This window comes from Marinomonas dokdonensis (assembly GCF_052747885.1).
This window is the reverse complement of sequence record NZ_JBRAND010000003.1, coordinates 302,704-320,392: the sequence shown is the minus strand read 5'-3', so window position 1 is coordinate 320,392 and position 17,689 is coordinate 302,704. Positions and strand designations below refer to the sequence as shown.

17 protein-coding genes are annotated in these 17,689 nt (G+C 44.9%); 12 read left to right on the top strand and 5 right to left on the bottom strand.

Annotated features, from left to right (window positions below):
• Positions 1-3: 3 nt before the first annotated feature.
• The 8 genes from pxpB (at position 4) to ACUM5Y_RS09210 (ending at position 9,871) form a co-directional block, all read left to right on the top strand.
• Positions 4-726 carry a 5-oxoprolinase subunit PxpB gene (gene pxpB, locus ACUM5Y_RS09245; RefSeq protein WP_445976588.1) on the top strand — a complete coding sequence of 241 codons (723 nt, stop codon included), beginning with the start codon at positions 4-6 and terminating at the stop codon, positions 724-726.
• Positions 716-1,639, top strand: a complete 924-nt coding sequence (locus ACUM5Y_RS09240; protein ID WP_445976587.1) for a 5-oxoprolinase subunit C family protein — start codon at positions 716-718, stop codon at positions 1,637-1,639. The genes pxpB and ACUM5Y_RS09240 overlap by 11 nt, the downstream gene beginning before the upstream one ends.
• A gap of 190 nt (positions 1,640-1,829) precedes the next feature.
• Positions 1,830-2,387, top strand: a complete 558-nt coding sequence (ahpC, locus tag ACUM5Y_RS09235) for an alkyl hydroperoxide reductase subunit C (RefSeq protein WP_445976586.1) — start codon at positions 1,830-1,832, stop codon at positions 2,385-2,387.
• A gap of 138 nt (positions 2,388-2,525) precedes the next feature.
• Positions 2,526-4,073, top strand: coding sequence for an alkyl hydroperoxide reductase subunit F (gene ahpF / locus ACUM5Y_RS09230; protein ID WP_445976585.1), 1,548 nt, complete (start codon positions 2,526-2,528; stop codon positions 4,071-4,073).
• A gap of 177 nt (positions 4,074-4,250) precedes the next feature.
• The gene (locus tag ACUM5Y_RS09225) at positions 4,251-5,123 is read left to right on the top strand and encodes a helix-turn-helix domain-containing protein (RefSeq protein ID WP_445976584.1); all 873 of its coding nucleotides are present in this window, start codon (positions 4,251-4,253) and stop codon (positions 5,121-5,123) included.
• 179 nt (positions 5,124-5,302) lie between these two features.
• Positions 5,303-6,544 carry an MFS transporter gene (locus tag ACUM5Y_RS09220; RefSeq protein WP_445976583.1) on the top strand — a complete coding sequence of 414 codons (1,242 nt, stop codon included), beginning with the start codon at positions 5,303-5,305 and terminating at the stop codon, positions 6,542-6,544.
• A 63-nt stretch (positions 6,545-6,607) separates the two neighbouring features.
• Complete coding sequence (locus ACUM5Y_RS09215) at positions 6,608-8,674, top strand: TonB-dependent receptor (RefSeq protein ID WP_445976582.1); 2,067 nt, start codon at positions 6,608-6,610, stop codon at positions 8,672-8,674.
• 66 nt (positions 8,675-8,740) lie between these two features.
• Positions 8,741-9,871, top strand: coding sequence for a siderophore-interacting protein (locus ACUM5Y_RS09210; protein WP_445976581.1), 1,131 nt, complete (start codon positions 8,741-8,743; stop codon positions 9,869-9,871).
• Positions 9,872-9,979: 108 nt separating this feature from the next.
• On the opposite strand, the gene ACUM5Y_RS09205 is transcribed toward ACUM5Y_RS09210, so the two are convergent.
• Complete coding sequence (locus tag ACUM5Y_RS09205; protein WP_445976580.1) at positions 9,980-10,321, bottom strand: zinc ribbon domain-containing protein YjdM; 342 nt, start codon at positions 10,319-10,321, stop codon at positions 9,980-9,982.
• A 165-nt stretch (positions 10,322-10,486) separates the two neighbouring features.
• On the opposite strand from ACUM5Y_RS09205, the gene ACUM5Y_RS09200 reads away from it, so the two are divergent.
• Positions 10,487-11,323 carry an AraC family ligand binding domain-containing protein gene (locus ACUM5Y_RS09200; protein ID WP_445976579.1) on the top strand — a complete coding sequence of 279 codons (837 nt, stop codon included), beginning with the start codon at positions 10,487-10,489 and terminating at the stop codon, positions 11,321-11,323.
• A gap of 48 nt (positions 11,324-11,371) precedes the next feature.
• Positions 11,372-11,953 carry a LysE family translocator gene (locus ACUM5Y_RS09195; protein WP_445976578.1) on the top strand — a complete coding sequence of 194 codons (582 nt, stop codon included), beginning with the start codon at positions 11,372-11,374 and terminating at the stop codon, positions 11,951-11,953.
• Between the two features lie 23 nt (positions 11,954-11,976).
• On the opposite strand, the gene ACUM5Y_RS09190 is transcribed toward ACUM5Y_RS09195, so the two are convergent.
• Positions 11,977-12,486: a glycine cleavage system transcriptional repressor gene (locus ACUM5Y_RS09190; protein WP_445976577.1), complete on the bottom strand. Its 510-nt coding sequence runs from the start codon at positions 12,484-12,486 to the stop codon at positions 11,977-11,979.
• Between the two features lie 68 nt (positions 12,487-12,554).
• Positions 12,555-13,781: an MFS transporter gene (locus ACUM5Y_RS09185; protein WP_445976576.1), complete on the bottom strand. Its 1,227-nt coding sequence runs from the start codon at positions 13,779-13,781 to the stop codon at positions 12,555-12,557.
• Between the two features lie 187 nt (positions 13,782-13,968).
• On the opposite strand from ACUM5Y_RS09185, the gene ACUM5Y_RS09180 reads away from it, so the two are divergent.
• A complete protein-coding gene (locus tag ACUM5Y_RS09180; RefSeq protein ID WP_445976575.1) occupies positions 13,969-14,499 on the top strand; it encodes a DUF3750 domain-containing protein in 531 nt (176 codons plus the stop codon).
• Positions 14,500-14,551: 52 nt separating this feature from the next.
• Here ACUM5Y_RS09180 and ACUM5Y_RS09175 read toward each other — a convergent pair whose 3' ends face one another.
• Together ACUM5Y_RS09175 and prlC are read right to left on the bottom strand one after the other, a co-directional pair.
• Positions 14,552-14,812 (bottom strand): YheV family putative zinc ribbon protein, encoded by a 261-nt coding sequence (locus ACUM5Y_RS09175; protein ID WP_445976574.1) that lies wholly within the window; start codon positions 14,810-14,812, stop codon positions 14,552-14,554.
• Positions 14,813-14,834: 22 nt separating this feature from the next.
• Complete coding sequence (gene prlC, locus ACUM5Y_RS09170; protein WP_445976573.1) at positions 14,835-16,865, bottom strand: oligopeptidase A; 2,031 nt, start codon at positions 16,863-16,865, stop codon at positions 14,835-14,837.
• A gap of 207 nt (positions 16,866-17,072) precedes the next feature.
• Here prlC and ACUM5Y_RS09165 point away from each other — a divergent pair, with 207 nt between their 5' ends.
• Positions 17,073-17,630 (top strand): gamma carbonic anhydrase family protein, encoded by a 558-nt coding sequence (locus tag ACUM5Y_RS09165; protein ID WP_445976572.1) that lies wholly within the window; start codon positions 17,073-17,075, stop codon positions 17,628-17,630.
• The last annotated feature ends 59 nt before the right edge of the window (positions 17,631-17,689 follow it).

Below are 17,689 nucleotides of genomic sequence, written 5' to 3'. Positions count from 1 at the left end.
CCTATGAAACAACCCAATCAGCAACCAGCGATTACTATGCCCAGCATAGAAATGGTGAGCGACCACGCCTGCTTGTTACGTTTCTCTGAGATCATTAATGAGCAGGTGTCGAATCAAATAGCCTTGGTCACAAGTTATCTTAAAGTGCTACCCGGCATTGTGGACCTTGTCCCTTCTTACACCACCTTACTAGTGGTGTTTGATGGCGATCATTTTGACCGCTACGCCATATGCAAAACCATCCGTGACACCATCACAGAGATTGACCCAGAACAAAGCCTACAGGCCGATATGCGTGAAGTGGTGATTCCTGTGTATTACGGCACGGAAGTTGGGCCAGACCTTGACGATGTCGCGGCCCATTGTCAGCTATCCGTAGAAGAGATCATTCAGCGCCATAGCCAGACCCTGTATCGAGCCTATGCCATTGGCTTTACCCCAGGTTTTGCGTTTTTGGGCAATACCCCAGATGAATTGCATGTGCCTCGTAAAACCACCCCTAGATTGAAAGTGCCTATTGGTAGTGTTGCCATTGCTGAAAATCAAACAGCTGTGTACCCAAGTGTCACGCCAGGTGGCTGGCAAATCATTGGCCGCACACCGATTAACCTGATCGATTGGGGCAGTGAAAACCTTGCCCTGATTGCCATGGGCGATGCGGTACGTTTTGAAGCCATTTCCAGAGATGAGTTTTTAGTATTAGGGGGGCAGTTAGATGGCTTTTAATGTGATAAAACCCGGCTTATTGGCATTAGTTCAAGATCTGGGCCGCCATGGCCATCAGTCTATCGGCCTAACCACAGGTGGCCCGATGGATGAAACCGCCTTTCGCTGGGGGAATGCCTTACTCGACAACCCAGCCAATGCGCCACAAATTGAAATTACTTTCGGCATGCTTGCCCTAGAGGCACAAGCCGCTACCAGTATCGCCATCACAGGTGCGGACTTAGCCGCCAAACTGAACGATAAAAGCATTGTTCCTTGGCAAACCTACGCCATTAAAAAAGGCGATGTGTTGAGTTTCCAGCAACCTGTATGGGGGCTAAGAGCTTACCTAGCAGTGAAAGGCGGTTTTATTTGTGAGCCTATTTTGGGCAGTGTGGCCACCGTCATGCGAGAAAAAGTAGGCGGTTTGACGGGCAAGGGAGACAAGTTACAAAAAGGCGATCGCCTAGCTTTTACCCCGACGACAGAACACGTGCACAGAAATGTGCCGCGCCTCGCCATTCCTGATTACAGCCAGACTGAAATCCCTGTGGTATTAGGTTATCAGTATCAGTTTTTCTCGGAACGTCAACGAGCGCACTTTTTTTCGAGCGACTATAAAGTCTCATCAAACAGTGACCGCATGGGTTACCGCATGGAAGGCGTCGCCATTCACAGTGAACAAAAAGGCATTATTTCGGAAGGCATCGCTTATGGGGCCATTCAAATCCCCAAAGATGGCCAACCTATTATTTTGCTGAGAGATAGACAAACTATTGGCGGCTATCCAAAAATGGGCTGTATCACCAGTGCTGGCGGTTCCATCTTGTCGCAACAAAAGCCAGGAGAATGCGTGCAGTTCACCCCCATCACCATAGATCAAGCAGAACAGCAAAGGCATTTACAGATGTCTCGTCTGGCACAGTGGCGCTAGCCATTTCTATGCTCACCCCAATACCTGCCTGAGTTTGCTCAGGTAGGTATGCAGCCAAACAATCCCTCCAGAACAACTAATAGTTTTTTATTATCAGAGTGTAAAAAAATAATAATTTTACCAATGCTAAAATATTCCCTACTATAGGTCCTGTTCTTAACACACTTAATTCATTTTTAGGGGAAACAAAATGATCAACACACAAATCAAACCATTTAACGCAACAGCTTATAAAAACGGTGAGTTCGTAGAGATCTCTGAAAAAGACGTTTTAGGCAAATGGTCTGTTTTCTTTTTCTACCCAGCTGACTTTACCTTTGTTTGCCCAACTGAGCTTGGCGATGTTGCTGACAAATACGAAGAGCTACAAGCACGTGGCGTAGAAGTATTCTCTGTATCTACAGACACTCACTTCACTCACAAAGCTTGGCACGACAGCTCTGAAACAATCGGCAAAATCAAATACTTCATGGTAGGCGACCAAACTGGCAACATCACTAACAACTTCAACGTAATGCGTGAAGGTCAAGGCCTTGCTGACCGTGCTACTTTCTTGATCGATCCAGAAGGTACTATCCAAGCAATGGAAATCACTGCTGAAGGTATCGGCCGTGACGCTGAAGACCTACTTCGCAAAGTGAAAGCTGCACAATACGTAGCGGCTCACCCAGGTGAAGTTTGCCCAGCTAAATGGAAAGAAGGTGAAGCGACTCTTGCTCCTTCTCTAGATCTAGTAGGTAAAATCTAATTTCGATTAGACACTAGCCTAAAGCCCCCTTCTAAGAGGGGGGCTTATTTCTAAAAATATTTTTTTACTATCTTATTTCGAAGATACTAGAAATATGAAAATACAGTAAATAACCACTCAATCATAATGGGTTACATCATGTTAGAAGCAAACTTAAAACAGCAGTTGGGCACATACCTACAAAATATCGTTAATCCGATTGAGATTACTGTGTCCACAAACGGTTCAGAAAAATCATCCGAATTATTAGCCCTAGCTCGTGAAATTACCGAGTTAGAAAGCAGCAAAATTACCTTAACCATCGAAGAAAATTCCAGCGGTCGCGCACCTCAAATGGCGATCGGTGCCAAAGGCGAAGCACCACGCGTACGTTTTGCTGGCATCCCAATGGGCCACGAATTCACTTCATTAGTATTGGCCTTATTGCAAGCGGGTGGTCACCCATCAAAAGCAGCACCAGAATTATTAGAGCAAATTAAGTCTCTGGATACAGAATTAAACTTTGAGGTGTACATTTCCCTTTCATGTCACAACTGTCCAGATATAGTTCAAGCCACTAACTTGATGGCCGTATTGAACCCGAAAGTGACAGCGACCATGATTGATGGCGCCTTGTTCCAAGACGAAGTAAACGACTTAAACATCATGGCAGTACCTTCCGTTTACTTAAACGGTGAGCACTTTGGCCAAGGTCGCATGACACTAGAAGAGATCCTAAACAAGGTTGATACTGGTGCAGCAGACAAGCAAGCGGCTGCCTTAGCAGAAAAAGAGCCATACGACGTCTTAGTAGTTGGTGGTGGTCCTGCAGGGGCTGCAGCAGCAATTTACTCTGCACGTAAAGGCATTCGTACCGGTGTTGTTGCAGAACGCTTTGGCGGCCAAGTGGCTGACACCATGGCCATTGAGAACTTCATCTCTGTAAAAGCTACTGACGGCCCGAAACTGGTCGCTGGCCTAGAACAACACGTATTAGATTACGATGTTGATGTGATGAAAACACAGAAAGCGGTGCGTTTAGAGAAAAAAGAATTCGTCGAGCTAGAGCTTGAAAATGGCGCTGTACTGAAAAGCAAGTCTGTCATTCTAGCCACTGGTGCGCGTTGGAGAGAAATGAACGTACCGGGTGAGCAAGAGTACCGCGGTAAGGGTGTTGCTTACTGCCCACACTGTGACGGTCCTTTGTTTAAAGGCAAGAAAACTGCCGTTATTGGTGGTGGTAACTCAGGTATTGAAGCGGCCATTGACCTTGCTGGTATTGTTGAGCACGTTACCGTTCTAGAATTTGGCGACACACTACGTGCCGACGATGTATTGGTGAAAAAAGCCGAATCTCTAACAAACGTAACCATCATCAAGCAAGCGATGACAACAGAAGTACTAGGCGATGGCGAGCGTGTTATTGGCTTGAAATACACTGACCGTAAGACAGATGAGTCTCATCTTTTAGATGTCGCAGGTATCTTTGTGCAAATCGGTTTGGTGCCAAACAGTGAATTCTTGCAAGACACATTAGAACTGACGAACCGTGGTGAAATTGTCATCAATGGTCACGGTGAAACTTCTCTACCAGGTGTCTTCGCAGCCGGTGATGTGACAACAACACCTTACAAGCAGATCATAATTTCTATGGGATCAGGTGCTACAGCTGCATTAGGCGCATTTGACTACCTAATCCGAAATTAAACTGGGTACCCCAGAAATGAAGTGAGAACTTCATAGTACGACAACCACCCTCAGCCTAGCTGATGGGTGGTTTTTTTTGGCTTTGTGAATTCTATGGTTGCACAAATGATAACGATTCTTAATACTATGCTGACATGAGTTATTTATGTGATAAATAGCAGCACTAGGAACTAAGGCATGCATCATCATTTAGAAAACATCGCCACCTTCGAGCATCTAAATTTGGATTTTGATACCCAGAGCTGTGTTCGCGTGGTGAATAATCGCTTTGCGGAAGATACCACGGTAGAAAACTATTTCGCTCCGGGCTTATACATTTCTATGTTAGGAAAATGCAATTGCTTTACTAATCAAGATATTGATGGTCAATCCAGTGACTATAGCTATCGCTACATTGTCGCATTAGTCGAAGAAGATATGGTCAGTAAAATACGCTTCTCTCGAAACAGTCTCTGGCAAACCTTCTCGATCCGCTTGCCGTTAAGCCAAATAAGAGACTTCTCTTTACCTAGCATCAATAATACTTCTTACTCCAATATATCACTGGACACCCTGACAGAGTCTGGTGTCATTCCTAGTGACATACTGCATTGCTGTGAATCTGTGTGGCAGTGCTCTTTCCAAGGCATGGAACGAGAACTTTTCATCAAGGCAAAAGCGCTGGAAGTACTCTCCTTGTTCCTACACAAACGTCGCCAAAAAAACCTAGAACAAGCTTCTCCGCGACTGAACCAGCTGAATGAGGCCCTTAACTACATTCAAATGCATTTAGCTGAGGACTGGTCATTAGAAGCGGTGGCTCGCCTAGCGGGTAGCAATAGAACTTATATCAAGCAGGATATCAAACAACTCAAAGGGATTAGCTTCCGCGAATGGTTAACTCAAGCAAGACTAAAAGCGGCCGCAGAGCTGCTTTCTGGTAATGAATCAATCATCCAAATAGCTTATAAAGTGGGTTTTAAAAGCCAAGCACACTTTGCCACTTTATTTAAAAGCGTACAGGGGGTTACCCCCAGTGAATATCGACAATCCATCTCGATAGAACGCTAAAACAAATCACAAAATAGCCATTTACGAAAACAACATGTCTTTATTTATAAGAGGCATGCTGATCTTTTGCATACACTCTTAAAAATCAGAATGCTTCTCAATACGATTCTTAGATTCCGTAGCATTAGCTTTCATGCATTTTAAGCCTGTTACCACACAGTTTTAATTAGGACGTCCCAATGACTCAAAGCAAATACCCTTGGCTCATGCTGGCAAGTATTTATGTTACCCAGTATATCGGTGTCGCCTTCATACTTTCTGCCGCGGTTGCGATTCTACGCCAACAAGAAGTTGCTTTAGATAAATTAGCACTGTTGAACCTAGCCGTTCTTCCCATGATGGGAAAGGTGCTATACGCCCCTTTTATTGATAAGTATCGCTTCATAATGAAAGGTAAGTACCGTAGTTGGTTAATTGCCTCTCAAACCCTAATGACTTTGCTGCTGTTCTTAGCGGGCACTTTAGACATCATTAGCAGCTTCAGCCTCGTCATTATTGTCCTTGCCTGCTACGCCCTCGCCATGAGTGTTCAAGATGTGGCGGTTGATGGCCTATCGTGCAAGTTGTTTCCTGCTGACAAACGCAAATTAGCCAGCAGCATTCAGTTTTCTGGCAATCTGTTGGGCAACATAATAGGTGGCGGCTTGATCCTAATCTTTTATGAGGATCTTGGCTGGTCAGGTTCACTGTTTTTGTTAGCAGCCCTTACAGCAATGTCCGCATTGCAAATTATTTTTTTCCAAGAACCAGAAGATGCTCTGCAATCTCCTGAACTTTCAGGAATGAATAATTCTTTATTTAGCGATCTCAAAGTTTTCATTAAACAGCATAAGCGCTGGTTTATTGTGATGGCGCTCTACCCGATTGCTTCAACCTGTGGCTTTGCGCTCCTAAACCCGCTGCTCGTAGATAACGGTTGGGCACTTGAAGATATCGGCTTTGCATTGAAAATTTACGGCTCTATGGTCGGGCTTGTATCAGCCCTGCTTGCCGCTCCCCTTATCAGTAAGATTGGGCGCTTCCACGCCTTAATTAGCGTGCTGGTTTCACAAGCCGTGGCGTTGTTACTGATTATCCCCATCACTTTGGGAGTTACCGATAAGCTCATGGTGTATAGCGCTATTACCCTGCACTTTGTTAGTTTCCCTGCGCTTCTGGTTGTGTCTGCCACCATCATCATGGACAAGGCTGCTGGCACGCACCACAGAGCTACTTTCTTTACATTGCAATTTAGCTTCGCATCATTACTTGGCTTCGCCTATTCGTCACTAAGTTTAGCCATCGCACAGCATCTAGGTTACAGCACGGTCGTCACAGTAGGCGGTGCTTTCAGCTTGCTGATTGTTGCTGGCATTTATTTTTTGCTTAGAACAGAGCAATCCCTGAGAACTGAACAATCACAAGCGTTAGCCACCAGCTAGCCCTTTCATCAAGATCATCCGCTTTTCAGCCATTATTTAAAATGAATACAGGAAACAACTAATATGAAAACTCGAGCCCAAGGATCGACGACAAACCCACTAACTTTAGTTGCTCTTTCAGTCATAGCTTTTAATAGCTTACTTGCTTCGTCTATGACTCACGCCGCACCGTTAGCCCTAGACACCATCATTGTGACTGGCGAAAAGATCGACCGAAGCTATCAGGAAACGGTAACCGCAATTACGGTTGTTTCTGAAGATGACCTCACGGCCAGTAGCGATAACCAGGTAAAGGATCTGGCGACTAAGGCTCCAAATGTTATCACCGATTCCTTTGGTCATATTGCTATCCGAGGTGTTTCCGGTGGTGGTGCAGCGACAGGTGGGGTGGCATTAATGACTGGGGCACGAGCTCGAGTTGCAACCGTTGTCGATAACTCACCTCAAGACTGGTCTGGCTACAATTTTGCGCCTGTTAATTTATGGGATGTGAAACAAGTAGAGGTGCTACGGGGCCCTCAGTCGACCACTCAAGGTGCTACGGCAATTGCAGGTGCCCTCGTTGTAAATACCAATGATCCAACATTCGAACATGAAGCCGCCATTCGAGCAGGCTTAGAAAGCTACGAAAATGGCAATATTAAACATAATCTCGCCGTTATGTCTTCAGGTGCCTTGATCGATGAAGAGCTCGCTTATCGTATTGCTCTTGATCAAACGAAGGGAGAAGGCTGGCTAAATTATGATACGTCTGGCTATTCTGACGATCTACCTAATTTAAGCGAGTCTGAAAGCCGTAATATCCGCGGTAAATTACTCTGGCAACCCAGCGCGGTTCCAGAATTGTCCGCAAAACTGACGGTAAACCGCATCACCAATACAGGTGAGCACGCAAACTTTGCTAGTAATACTGAAACAGGTATTGCGACCAGAACCATGACCATTGCCGACGCCAGTGGCGCCTTGTCTCGCCATCAAGACTCTAGCGAAAATCGTATCGCAGCCGACATTGACTACCGTATTGCTGATGGCATTACCAATGCACTTCATTTGAGTCACATTGACTCAGATATCTATGCCGACGGCTATGGTTATGCCAGCGGCACAACCAGTCATACTTATGATATTCAACAAACCACTAAGTCTGTAGAAAACCGCCTTGTGTTTAGTCAGCCAAACGCCCAGTTCTCTGGTGTTTTAGGCTTGTTTGCGTCTCGTAAAAGCTCTGTAATCGATGCCACTCAAGGTGTGATCAATATCGATACTGACTATGAAACGACAACCACAGCAGCCTACGGAGAAGGAACCTATGCACTGTCTGACACGTTGGCATTAACTTCTGGCTTACGAATTGAAAAAGAAAAGACTGACAAAACAGGTTCTTTTTTCTCAACAACCGAAGTGGATCAAAACACTGACCAGACCTATTACCTACCCAAAATCGCCCTTGCCCATAAGGTGACGGATACAACCACTCTTGGGGCCTCTATCCGCAAGGGCTATAGCCCAAGTGGCACCTACATTAATACATCTGGGGACGTATTCTCGTTCGACAGTGAGGAAGTCACAGCTTATGAGTTGAGTAGTAAAAGTGACTTTGGCCTGGGTACAACGCTAAGTGCCAACCTGTTTTATAATGACTACACGGACTATCAAGCGCTTTCTGGGTTTACCATTGTCAATGTAGAAGAAGCCTATACTTATGGCTTGGAGCTTGAAGCCAGCACCTGGGCGAATGACACCCTTGAACTTCACGGATCGGTTGGTCTGCTACGCAGCGAGATTGAACGCTACGAGGCCGCTACAACAAGCCAAGGGAATGATTTATCAAGTGCCCCTGAGTCAAACTTACGACTTGGTTTTACCCAGTTCATCGGTCACGCTTGGTCATTTGGTGCGGATATTACTTATGTTGGAGAATATTACTCAGACCTGAGCAACTCTGCGGACAACAAAGTCGGTAACTACACAGTAACAGACGCCAACGTTCAATATACAAATGGCGCTTTGACAATTAATGGTTATGTAAAAAACCTTACGGATGAAGAAAGCACCTACTATCGAGCAGACTCTTTGGCCGCTGTAGGTCAATCTCGAACCATTGGTCTTAACGCAACTTACCGTATGTAATTTTATTCTCCACAGACAATAGGCCCTATGGAAATACCCATAGGGTCTAATTAAATCAGGGTAAACATGAGTTCCTACACGCCAATTAAAGATATTGATCAGAAGCTGGATATCATTGACCACGTCAACCAAGATCATCCAGAAGAAGTGCTCGCGATAGCAAACAGTTATCAAACCTCAAGCCATAAAATTCTTGCCGCCAAAGTCTTAGATATCTTCGAAGAAGGCGTTAATATTGAAGTGCAACGGCCCCATGATACAGATCAGGTATTCGCACCATTTCAAATCAAAGGAGAGTTAGAGGATCAAATTCTCTATCTAGCCTATGCTGCGATCGTAAAAGAAGGGCGAGACGTTAGCGGCAACGGTAAACACTTTTTTGAAGTGACAAAGAAAGAAAATATAACCCAAAACATTGTACGAATCAGTGTCACCAGTGCGACACCTCTACCTGAATATTACCCAGCCTATGCGTATGCATTTTTGCTGAAAACCATGCCCGCTATACCCATGAGTCAACAAAACAACCCGCAAGGGAAATCCTGGGGAAAGAAGCTTTTCGATCGACTCTTTATTTGGCTCATGAAGCACCTATCACCGAAGAATCGAGAAAAACTGCTACAAAGCGCGAATAAAGATGTACGTCTTTATACTCTTCGTAAGTCTTGGCAAGACGAAGAGACTGAGCCGTCTGTGAACCACGGCTATATTGATATTTTCACCCATGGTAATACTGCTGGTAGCCAATGGGCCAACAGTCTCGCCATTAATGATGTCATCATGAGCCGGTCAGAATCTGCAGACAAGCATAAACACTTGGAGAGTGGTCAAGCATTGCTTATTGCAGATGAAACAGCCTACCCAGCCCTAGCCGGAATACTGGAAAAATGGCAGAACCCATTGCAGCCCCATGTGATTTTGTTTAGCTCATGCCCAGCAGAACAAGCCTATTTTGAAAAGGATTGTGTGGTGTTGCCTGAAGGACAGGTTCATCAATTAATTTGTCCTCCTCAACAACAGGCAGAGCAGGCACTTGAAATAATCCAGACACTTACATCAGTCGATGTGGTGTGGGCCGCCTGTGAAGCACAAGCCGCAAAAGAAATACGTCACTACATAAGAAATGAACGAAAAATAGAAGGCAAAAAAAATCACACGAAAGCGTATTGGAGCCTAAAAACAAAGCGTAAGGGGTAGTCAATAATCGAAGACATCAAGCTTGAAGGGTACAGTAACTAATACATTCGGCACTTTAGCCAGTGTACAAAACCTTTCACATGTATTAGTTACTAGCGTACTGAAAACCTAAGCGGATTGTTTCTTCACAAATTGTGATTTCAACATCATATCCCCTGCACCATCCACCTTACAATCGATGTCATGGTCGCCATCAACAAGACGCTTAATAGTTGCTTTGGTGCCAATTTTTAAAACCTGAGAAGAACCCTTCACTTTCAAGTCTTTGGCTAAAGTAACCTTATCGCCTTCTTGTAACAGCTTACCGCTGGCATCTTTGATGATTAAGGCATCCTCATCCACCAACACTTCATTGGGATTCCATTCGTGAGCACACTCAGGGCAGATCAATAGGTCTTGATCTTGATAAGTATATTCCGAGTTACACTGCGGGCAATTGGGTAAAGCCATTCCATTTTCCTTAAATTTATTTCTTGTATTGCCCTATTATAACCTTATTTTTATTATGGAATTAGTTTAGATTTTTTAAAAATGCGCAATTTTGTCCAATCTCTTCAAACTGCCCTGTACTAGAATAGCAACTGTTTTGAAATAAGCTCTTAGAGGAGGGTCATCGTGGCAAGTCATAGTAAGGTTGAAAACAATTTCTACTTTGCCAAGAATCGTCTAACAAACGATATAATGATTCTCGATGCTTCTATGAGCGACTTTTCTTACGCCACTCATGCCCATGAAGAATTTTCGTTTGGGGTCACATTATCAGGCCGACAAGATTTTTTTGCTCGTGGAGAATACTTTAAATGCCCTCCTAACAGTGTCATTGTATTTAATCCAGATGACGCTCATGACGGCCACGCTGGTGGCGAAGATCCTCTACATTACAAAATGCTCTACATTCACCCCAATCAGCTCCGCCCTATGCTCTTCAGTGCAGGCGTCAAACAGGCTGAACACTTTCGAGTTCAAGAATGTGTTCAATATAACACGGCTATTCGCCAACATATTTTGCGGCTAGCACATCTGGTTGAAAGCAATAATACCGAGCCATTACATTATGACTCAGCCTTGTTTGAATTCGCGCAAAGCCTAGCGGCACAACAAGGGACCTGGTCTGAGAATAAAAAATGCAACAAAGACCCTGTATTTGAACGAGTACGAGACTACCTTCACAGTCAAACCAGTCATGAAGTTACTCTGGATGACTTAAGTCGAATCGCGCATATGTCTAAGTTCCACCTCTTACGACGCTTCAAAACATATTTTGGAATGACGCCTTATAAGTATTGGCAAAACCAGCGCTTAAATAAGGCTAAAAAGGCACTAGACTTGGGTATGGCACCGAATGATGTTGCCTTTGCTTTAGGTTTTAATGACCTCAGTCACTTCAATCGAAACTTTAAGCCAGTTTTCGGTATGACACCCTACCAATACAGTCAGCTGCTCAAAAACTAACCTTTTCACTTCTTATTTACTTTATCGATTAACTATCGAGGACCTCCCATGCTCGAAATTCTTATTTTTGCTTTTAGTATTATGTACAGCCCCGGACCCGCCAATATGTTGGCCCTGTTCGCTGGATTAAATCGCCAAGGCTGGCCGGCTATACGCTATTGTTTTGGCGTGGGTAGTGCGATGTTGCTATTTTTTATAATCATTAGCTACCTTGGAGAGAACTTCATTTCTCCAGGATTACAGAAAACTTTTGCTCTAATTGGCGGGCTATATATTGCTTACTTAGCTGTGAAAATCTGGCTAGCCAGTTTTAGCAACCAAAAGACCCATGGGAAAAGCGATAAAGTCAGCTATTCCACTGGGTTAGTTTTACAATTATGTAATCCGAAATCATTAATTGCAGTTGTCCCCATTACAACCGTTTTATTTAGTAAAGCGGGCATAGAAGGAAATGCTATTTTACCTTGGTGTTTATTGCTCGCAGCCATGGCAACAGGCGCCCCTGGAATGTACTTAATGTTCGGTTCCCTGTTACAACAAGCGTGCTTAAATCCAAAGGTGATGGCCTGGATAAATAGACTAATGGCCATACTATTGAGCTACGTGGCTTACGGCTTTCTCTTCCTATAACTAAGAGGAGAAAGCTGCATACTTTAGTCTTTTGGCCATTCAACCATCAAGTCACTGCTGATTTTCTCTAGTGCTAACTCTAATGCTTCTAAAGATACGTCGCTTGGCACGGATAACTCCATGTCCGTTTTAAACAACATTTCCGAGCTCATCGGTGCTGGCTCGCAATCGGTCGAAAGGGATGTCACGTTAACCATTAAGCTGTGCAGTACTTGAGAGACTTCACGGACGATACCGGGACGATCGTTTCCAACCACAGATAAAGACACTAAAGTATTGTCGGTTTCCAACACATCGCCACTTTCAACCCGTATATGAAGGCCGAGCTTTTCATCATCTTGTAAGGCATGGATAAGGGCGTCTTTCTGCTCTAATGGCACAGATACCACCAAAATTCCGGCAAACTTATTAGCAAGGTGAGACATTTTACTTTCCAGCCAGTTGCCCTGATGCTCTACCACAGTGGCTGAAAGGCGCTCTACCAAACCAGGTTTGTCATCACCAATAAAACTTAACACTAAATGCTGTGACATAAAGTACTCCTACTCTTGTTATTATCTTGTGTGGTAAACCCTAAATAGAAACCACAGGGTTACGAAGATTACTCTGTTTCTAGCTTAGCTTTTTTTTGACGATACCACAGACCTAATGATGCCGCTAACACCCCAGAAATACTCCCCATACCGATCGACCAACGAGCACCAAAAGTATCCGCCACCCAGCCAACCAATGGTGCGCCAATTGCTGTACTGCCCAATGCAGTGGCCATTACCACCGCCATAACGCGACCACGGTAGGGTTTCTCTGTCGCCACCTGCATATAAGATGAAGTGGAGGTGGTGAATAACTGCAAACTTAAGCCCAGCAGGATCAGCAGGCCAGCAAAGGACCAGAATGAAGTTGCCATGGCAACCAGCATACAACTTAGCGCAAACATGGCGGCCACAAGAATCATAAAGTGGAAGGTCGGCGCTGAGGCTCGACTTGCTGTGACCATGGCTCCTGAAATCGAGCCAATCGCCATCATGGAAACCAGCATGCCATATTGATCTGCATGTCCTTCAAATACATGTACCGTCATGGCAGACAGATACACCGAAAAGTTCATACCTAAACTACAGATCAAGAAAGACATAAACAAAATCACAGCCATTTCTCTGTGTTGCCAAATATAGCGAAAGCCATCAAGAAACCTAGCCATACTAGGACCATTAGATGACATATCGGCTGTTCTTTTTGGCAAGCGGCTACGCAGAACGAATAGCCCTAAAAGCAGGGGAAAGAAGGTCAACACATTGATCATAAACACCCAACCACTGCCCACCAAAGCAATCAGTACACCCGCAATAGAAGGCCCTATAAGGCGTGCACTGTTAAAGGCCACAGAGTTTAACCCCACGGCGTTAGATAGCGCCTTTTCACTGACTAGATCAGAAACAAAAGCATGACGCGCTGGCGCATCGAAAGCCGCCACACAACCTAGCGCTAAGGCACAGCCACACACTTGCCATAACACAACATGACCACTGATCACCAATATCCCTAAGAGCAAAGCCAAGCCCGCCATCAGCGTTTGAGTAATAAAGAGCAATTTTCGTCGATCTACCCTATCTGCTGTCCAACCTGTAATCGGCAATAGCAGAATTTGTGGCGCAAATTGTAGAAACACCACCAAGCCAACGGCTGCGGCATTTTTATCGGACAACTCTGCAATTACCAACCAGTCTTGCGCGGTTCGTTGCAGCCAGGTGCCGATGTTTGAAATGGCTGAGCCCCAAAACCAAATTCGATAATTAGGGTTCGATAACGATCTAAATGTGCTGGCCAATCTTTTCTCCTAGTATCACTTGAACTGGCGTCCCTGTCTTGGTTTGGCCGTCTTTACGGTCTTATGGAAATTTGTGGTACGAATTTTGTTAGATGATTATCCCTATTAGCTCCTAATTTCTCATCTACTTTTACGTTGCCAGCATGGTAATAATTATGAGTATTCGTCAATGACAAGGATAGATTCTATGAAATATATAAGTTACGCATTACTCGCTTTGCTTTTAAGCGCCTGCTCTAATGCTGATTGGCGCGCTGCCAGCCGTGAGCCGGCCGGTATTGCACCGAACCCAGACGAGCACAAAGAAGCCGTGATTGAATTTTACGCAGCAGATGCTTTTAGCTGGCGTGGCTGGTTTGCTGTGCATACTTGGGTGGCCGTTAAGCCAGAAAATGCCAGCCAATATACAGTTTATGAAGTCACTGGCTGGCGAGTCAAAAGAGGTTTACCGGCACTCAATGAATATCGTACCGAAAACCCAGACCGCTATTGGTTCGGAGCAGAACCAGAAAAAGTACTGTCACTGAGTGGTGAAAAAGCCGCGCGCTTAATCCCTGAAATCACCGCTGCGGTAGCACGTTACCCATGGGCCAATGAATACACAGTTTTCCCAGGACCGAACAGCAACACCTTCCCTGCTTGGTTGGGCAAAGAAGTTCCTGAACTTGAACTAGACATGCCCTTTAGTGCCATTGGCAGTGGCTACGCAAGTCGCTAAATAAAAAAGCGGCCCACCAGTTCTGGTCGGCCGCTTGTGTTTCATCCACTTATTAGTGTTTTGTCATGCCTGGATTCGGAATAAAGTTAATCACAACTTCTTCCGCTTCTGGCGCACTCACATGAGGCTGGTTGACGCGGGTTGCCAGTTCAGGTGACTGAGCCTGTATGCTAGTGGATTGAGTATCCTCATAGCCACAAGCAATACATTCACGAAACTGTTTTTCCGCTTCATCATCACGCCAAGCGCGAATCTTATCCATCTCACTACAGCGAGGGCATACGGCTCCCGCGATAAAACGTTTAACTGTCATTAGCTCTCCACCCATATTCGGGTTAAGCGGCAATACCGCTGTGCCTTAATAGTGCATCCGTACTTGGTTCACGGCCACGGAAATCAGCGAACAATTCCGCTGCTGGGCGGGAACCACCATTGGCTAATATGGTATCACGGAAGTGGGCACCCGTTACCGTATTGAAAATGCCTTCTTCTTCAAATTTCGAGAAAGCATCGGCGGACAATACTTCAGCCCATTTATAGCTGTAATAGCCGGCGGCATAACCACCCGCAAAGATATGCGAGAAGCTATTTTGGAAGCGGTTAAAGCTCGGTGGCGCGGTAACAGCCACTTGGCTACGCACTTCGTCAATCACAGCTTGTACCGACATACCTGCTTGATACTCTTTGTGCAGGCGGAAATCAAACAGTGAAAATTCCAGCTGTCTGACCATTTGCATGCCTGATTGGAAGTTTTTAGCCGCCAGCATTTTATCCAATAAATCCGCTGGTAAAGGTTCACCAGTTTCAAAGTGGCCAGCAATATGAGCCAAGGCTTCGGGCTCGTAGCACCAGTTCTCCATAAACTGGCTTGGTAACTCTACCGCATCCCAAGCGACACCATTGATCCCAGACACGGAGGATACATCCACTTGCGTTAGCATATGGTGTAGACCATGACCAAACTCATGGAATAAAGTGGTGACTTCATCGTGAGTTAACAAAGCAGGCTTGTCACCTATAGGTGGCGTAAAATTACAAACAAGATACGCAACCGGTAGCTGTAGGCGATTATCACTTAATCTTCGACGCGTTCGGCAAGAGTCCATCCATGCACCACCACGCTTTGCTTCACGGGCGTATGGGTCAAGATAGAAGCGTGCAACATCTTCTCCTTCTTTACTGATGGTAAAGAGCTTCACATCTTTGTGATAACTATCGAAGTCTTGCTCCTCTCGGATTGCCACGCCGAATAAGGTTTGTGCCACGTGAAACAATCCAGACAATACTTTGTTCATTGGGAAGTAAGGTCTTAGCTCTTCTTGGGACAAGCTGTATTCGTGTTGGCGTAGCTTTTCCGAGTAATAGGACATATCCCAAGCATTAAGGTTTTCCACTTCATACTCTGCTTTGGCAAAGGCTTTTAGTTGTGCCAAGTCTTGCTCTGCGGAAGGTTTTGAGCGGCTGGCTAGATCATTTAGAAAATCAATCACTTGCTGACCGTTGTCGGCCATTTTCGTCGCTACAGATAACTCGGCATAGTTCTCAAACCCCAAGATTTCTGCCATTTCATGGCGTAACGCTAAAATCTCGTCGATAAGACCCGCGTTGTCGAATTTCGCCTCGCCACCTTGATCAGAAGCGCGAGTCGCATAAGCGCGATACATTTCTTCTCGTAATGGAGCGTTATCTGCATAGCTCATCACAGGGATATAAGAAGGTAAATCAAGCGTGAACAACCAGCCATCTAAGCCCTTAGCCTGTGCCATTTGTTTTGCTTGATCAAGAGCCGACTCAGGTAAGCCAGACAATTCGCTCTCATCAGTAATATGCTTGCTCCAAGCTTGCGTTGCGTCCAACACATTTTCACCAAACTGGCTGCCTAGCTCGGACAGTCGCTGACTAATTTCTGCATAACGCTGTTTTGCTGCCCCTTCTAAACCTACACCAGACAGTTCAAAATCTTTAATCGTTTGTGTTAGCGCTTCGGTTTGTGCCACCGATAAATGCTTAGCTTGATCACTTTCTGCTAAGGCTTTATAGGCTTGGTAGAGAGCTTTGTTTTGCCCCAGTTCAGTATAAAACTGAGTCAGCTTAGGTAAGCAAGCATTGTAGGCTTCACGTATTTCAGGGGAGTTTTTTACGGAATTTAAGTGACTTATAGGTGACCAAAAATTATTTAGATCATCGTGTAGCTGATCTAACGGTAACACTAAACTTTCCCATGTAGGCTGGGTATTATTCGTAACACAAGCTTCAATTGCTTGCTGGTTATGGGCCAGTATCTTGTCCAGCTCGCTTTCTATTGTCTGTACTTTAACCGCTGAAAAAACAGGTAAACTGGTCGCGTCCCAAACAGATTGTGACATAACATGATATCCTTTTTTAAATAAGTATATTGGGCACGATATAACGGGTTAATGGACTCACATCCAATGTGTGAGACAGCAGTGCTCACGTGCCAAACTGTTTTTAAACTATACCTATTAGATAGGTAGTAATTGTGTTTTTTCAATGAATAAATAACTATTAGGTTAATAACAAACAACCTTGCTCAATCAATATAGAGAAACATTATGGTGATGAGATCTTTTCGAGGCAAAACCCCTCAACTTGGCCAACGGGTTTGGATTGATGAAAACGCAGTAGTGATTGGCGATGTGCAAATTGGCGACGACAGCTCGGTTTGGCCCCTAGTAGCGATTCGTGGTGACATGCACAGTATTCGCATCGGCGCTCGTACCAGTATCCAAGATAACTCATGCTTACACATCACTCACGCCAGTAGCTACAAGCCTGAAGGTCATCCGCTCGTCATAGGTGACGACGTCACCGTTGGTCACATGGCTATGCTCCACGGCTGCCAGATTGGCAATAAAGTATTGGTTGGCATGGGTACAACCATACTAGATGGTGCAGTGATTGAAGACGAAGTTATTATCGGCGCAGGCTCCTTAGTCCCACCGGGGAAAGTGCTTGAATCTGGCTTTATGTATTTAGGCTCCCCCGCGAAAAAAGTACGTCCACTGAGCGAAAAAGAGATCGAGTACTTCCAGTACGCTGGACTTAATTATGTGAAGCTTAAAGATGAATACCTTGCCGAGCGGGAACTTTCAGCCACCAATAAGGACTGATACCCAATCGTTTTAAAATAATTCATATTTTGTGTAATAAAGTGTGAACAACGGCGTCT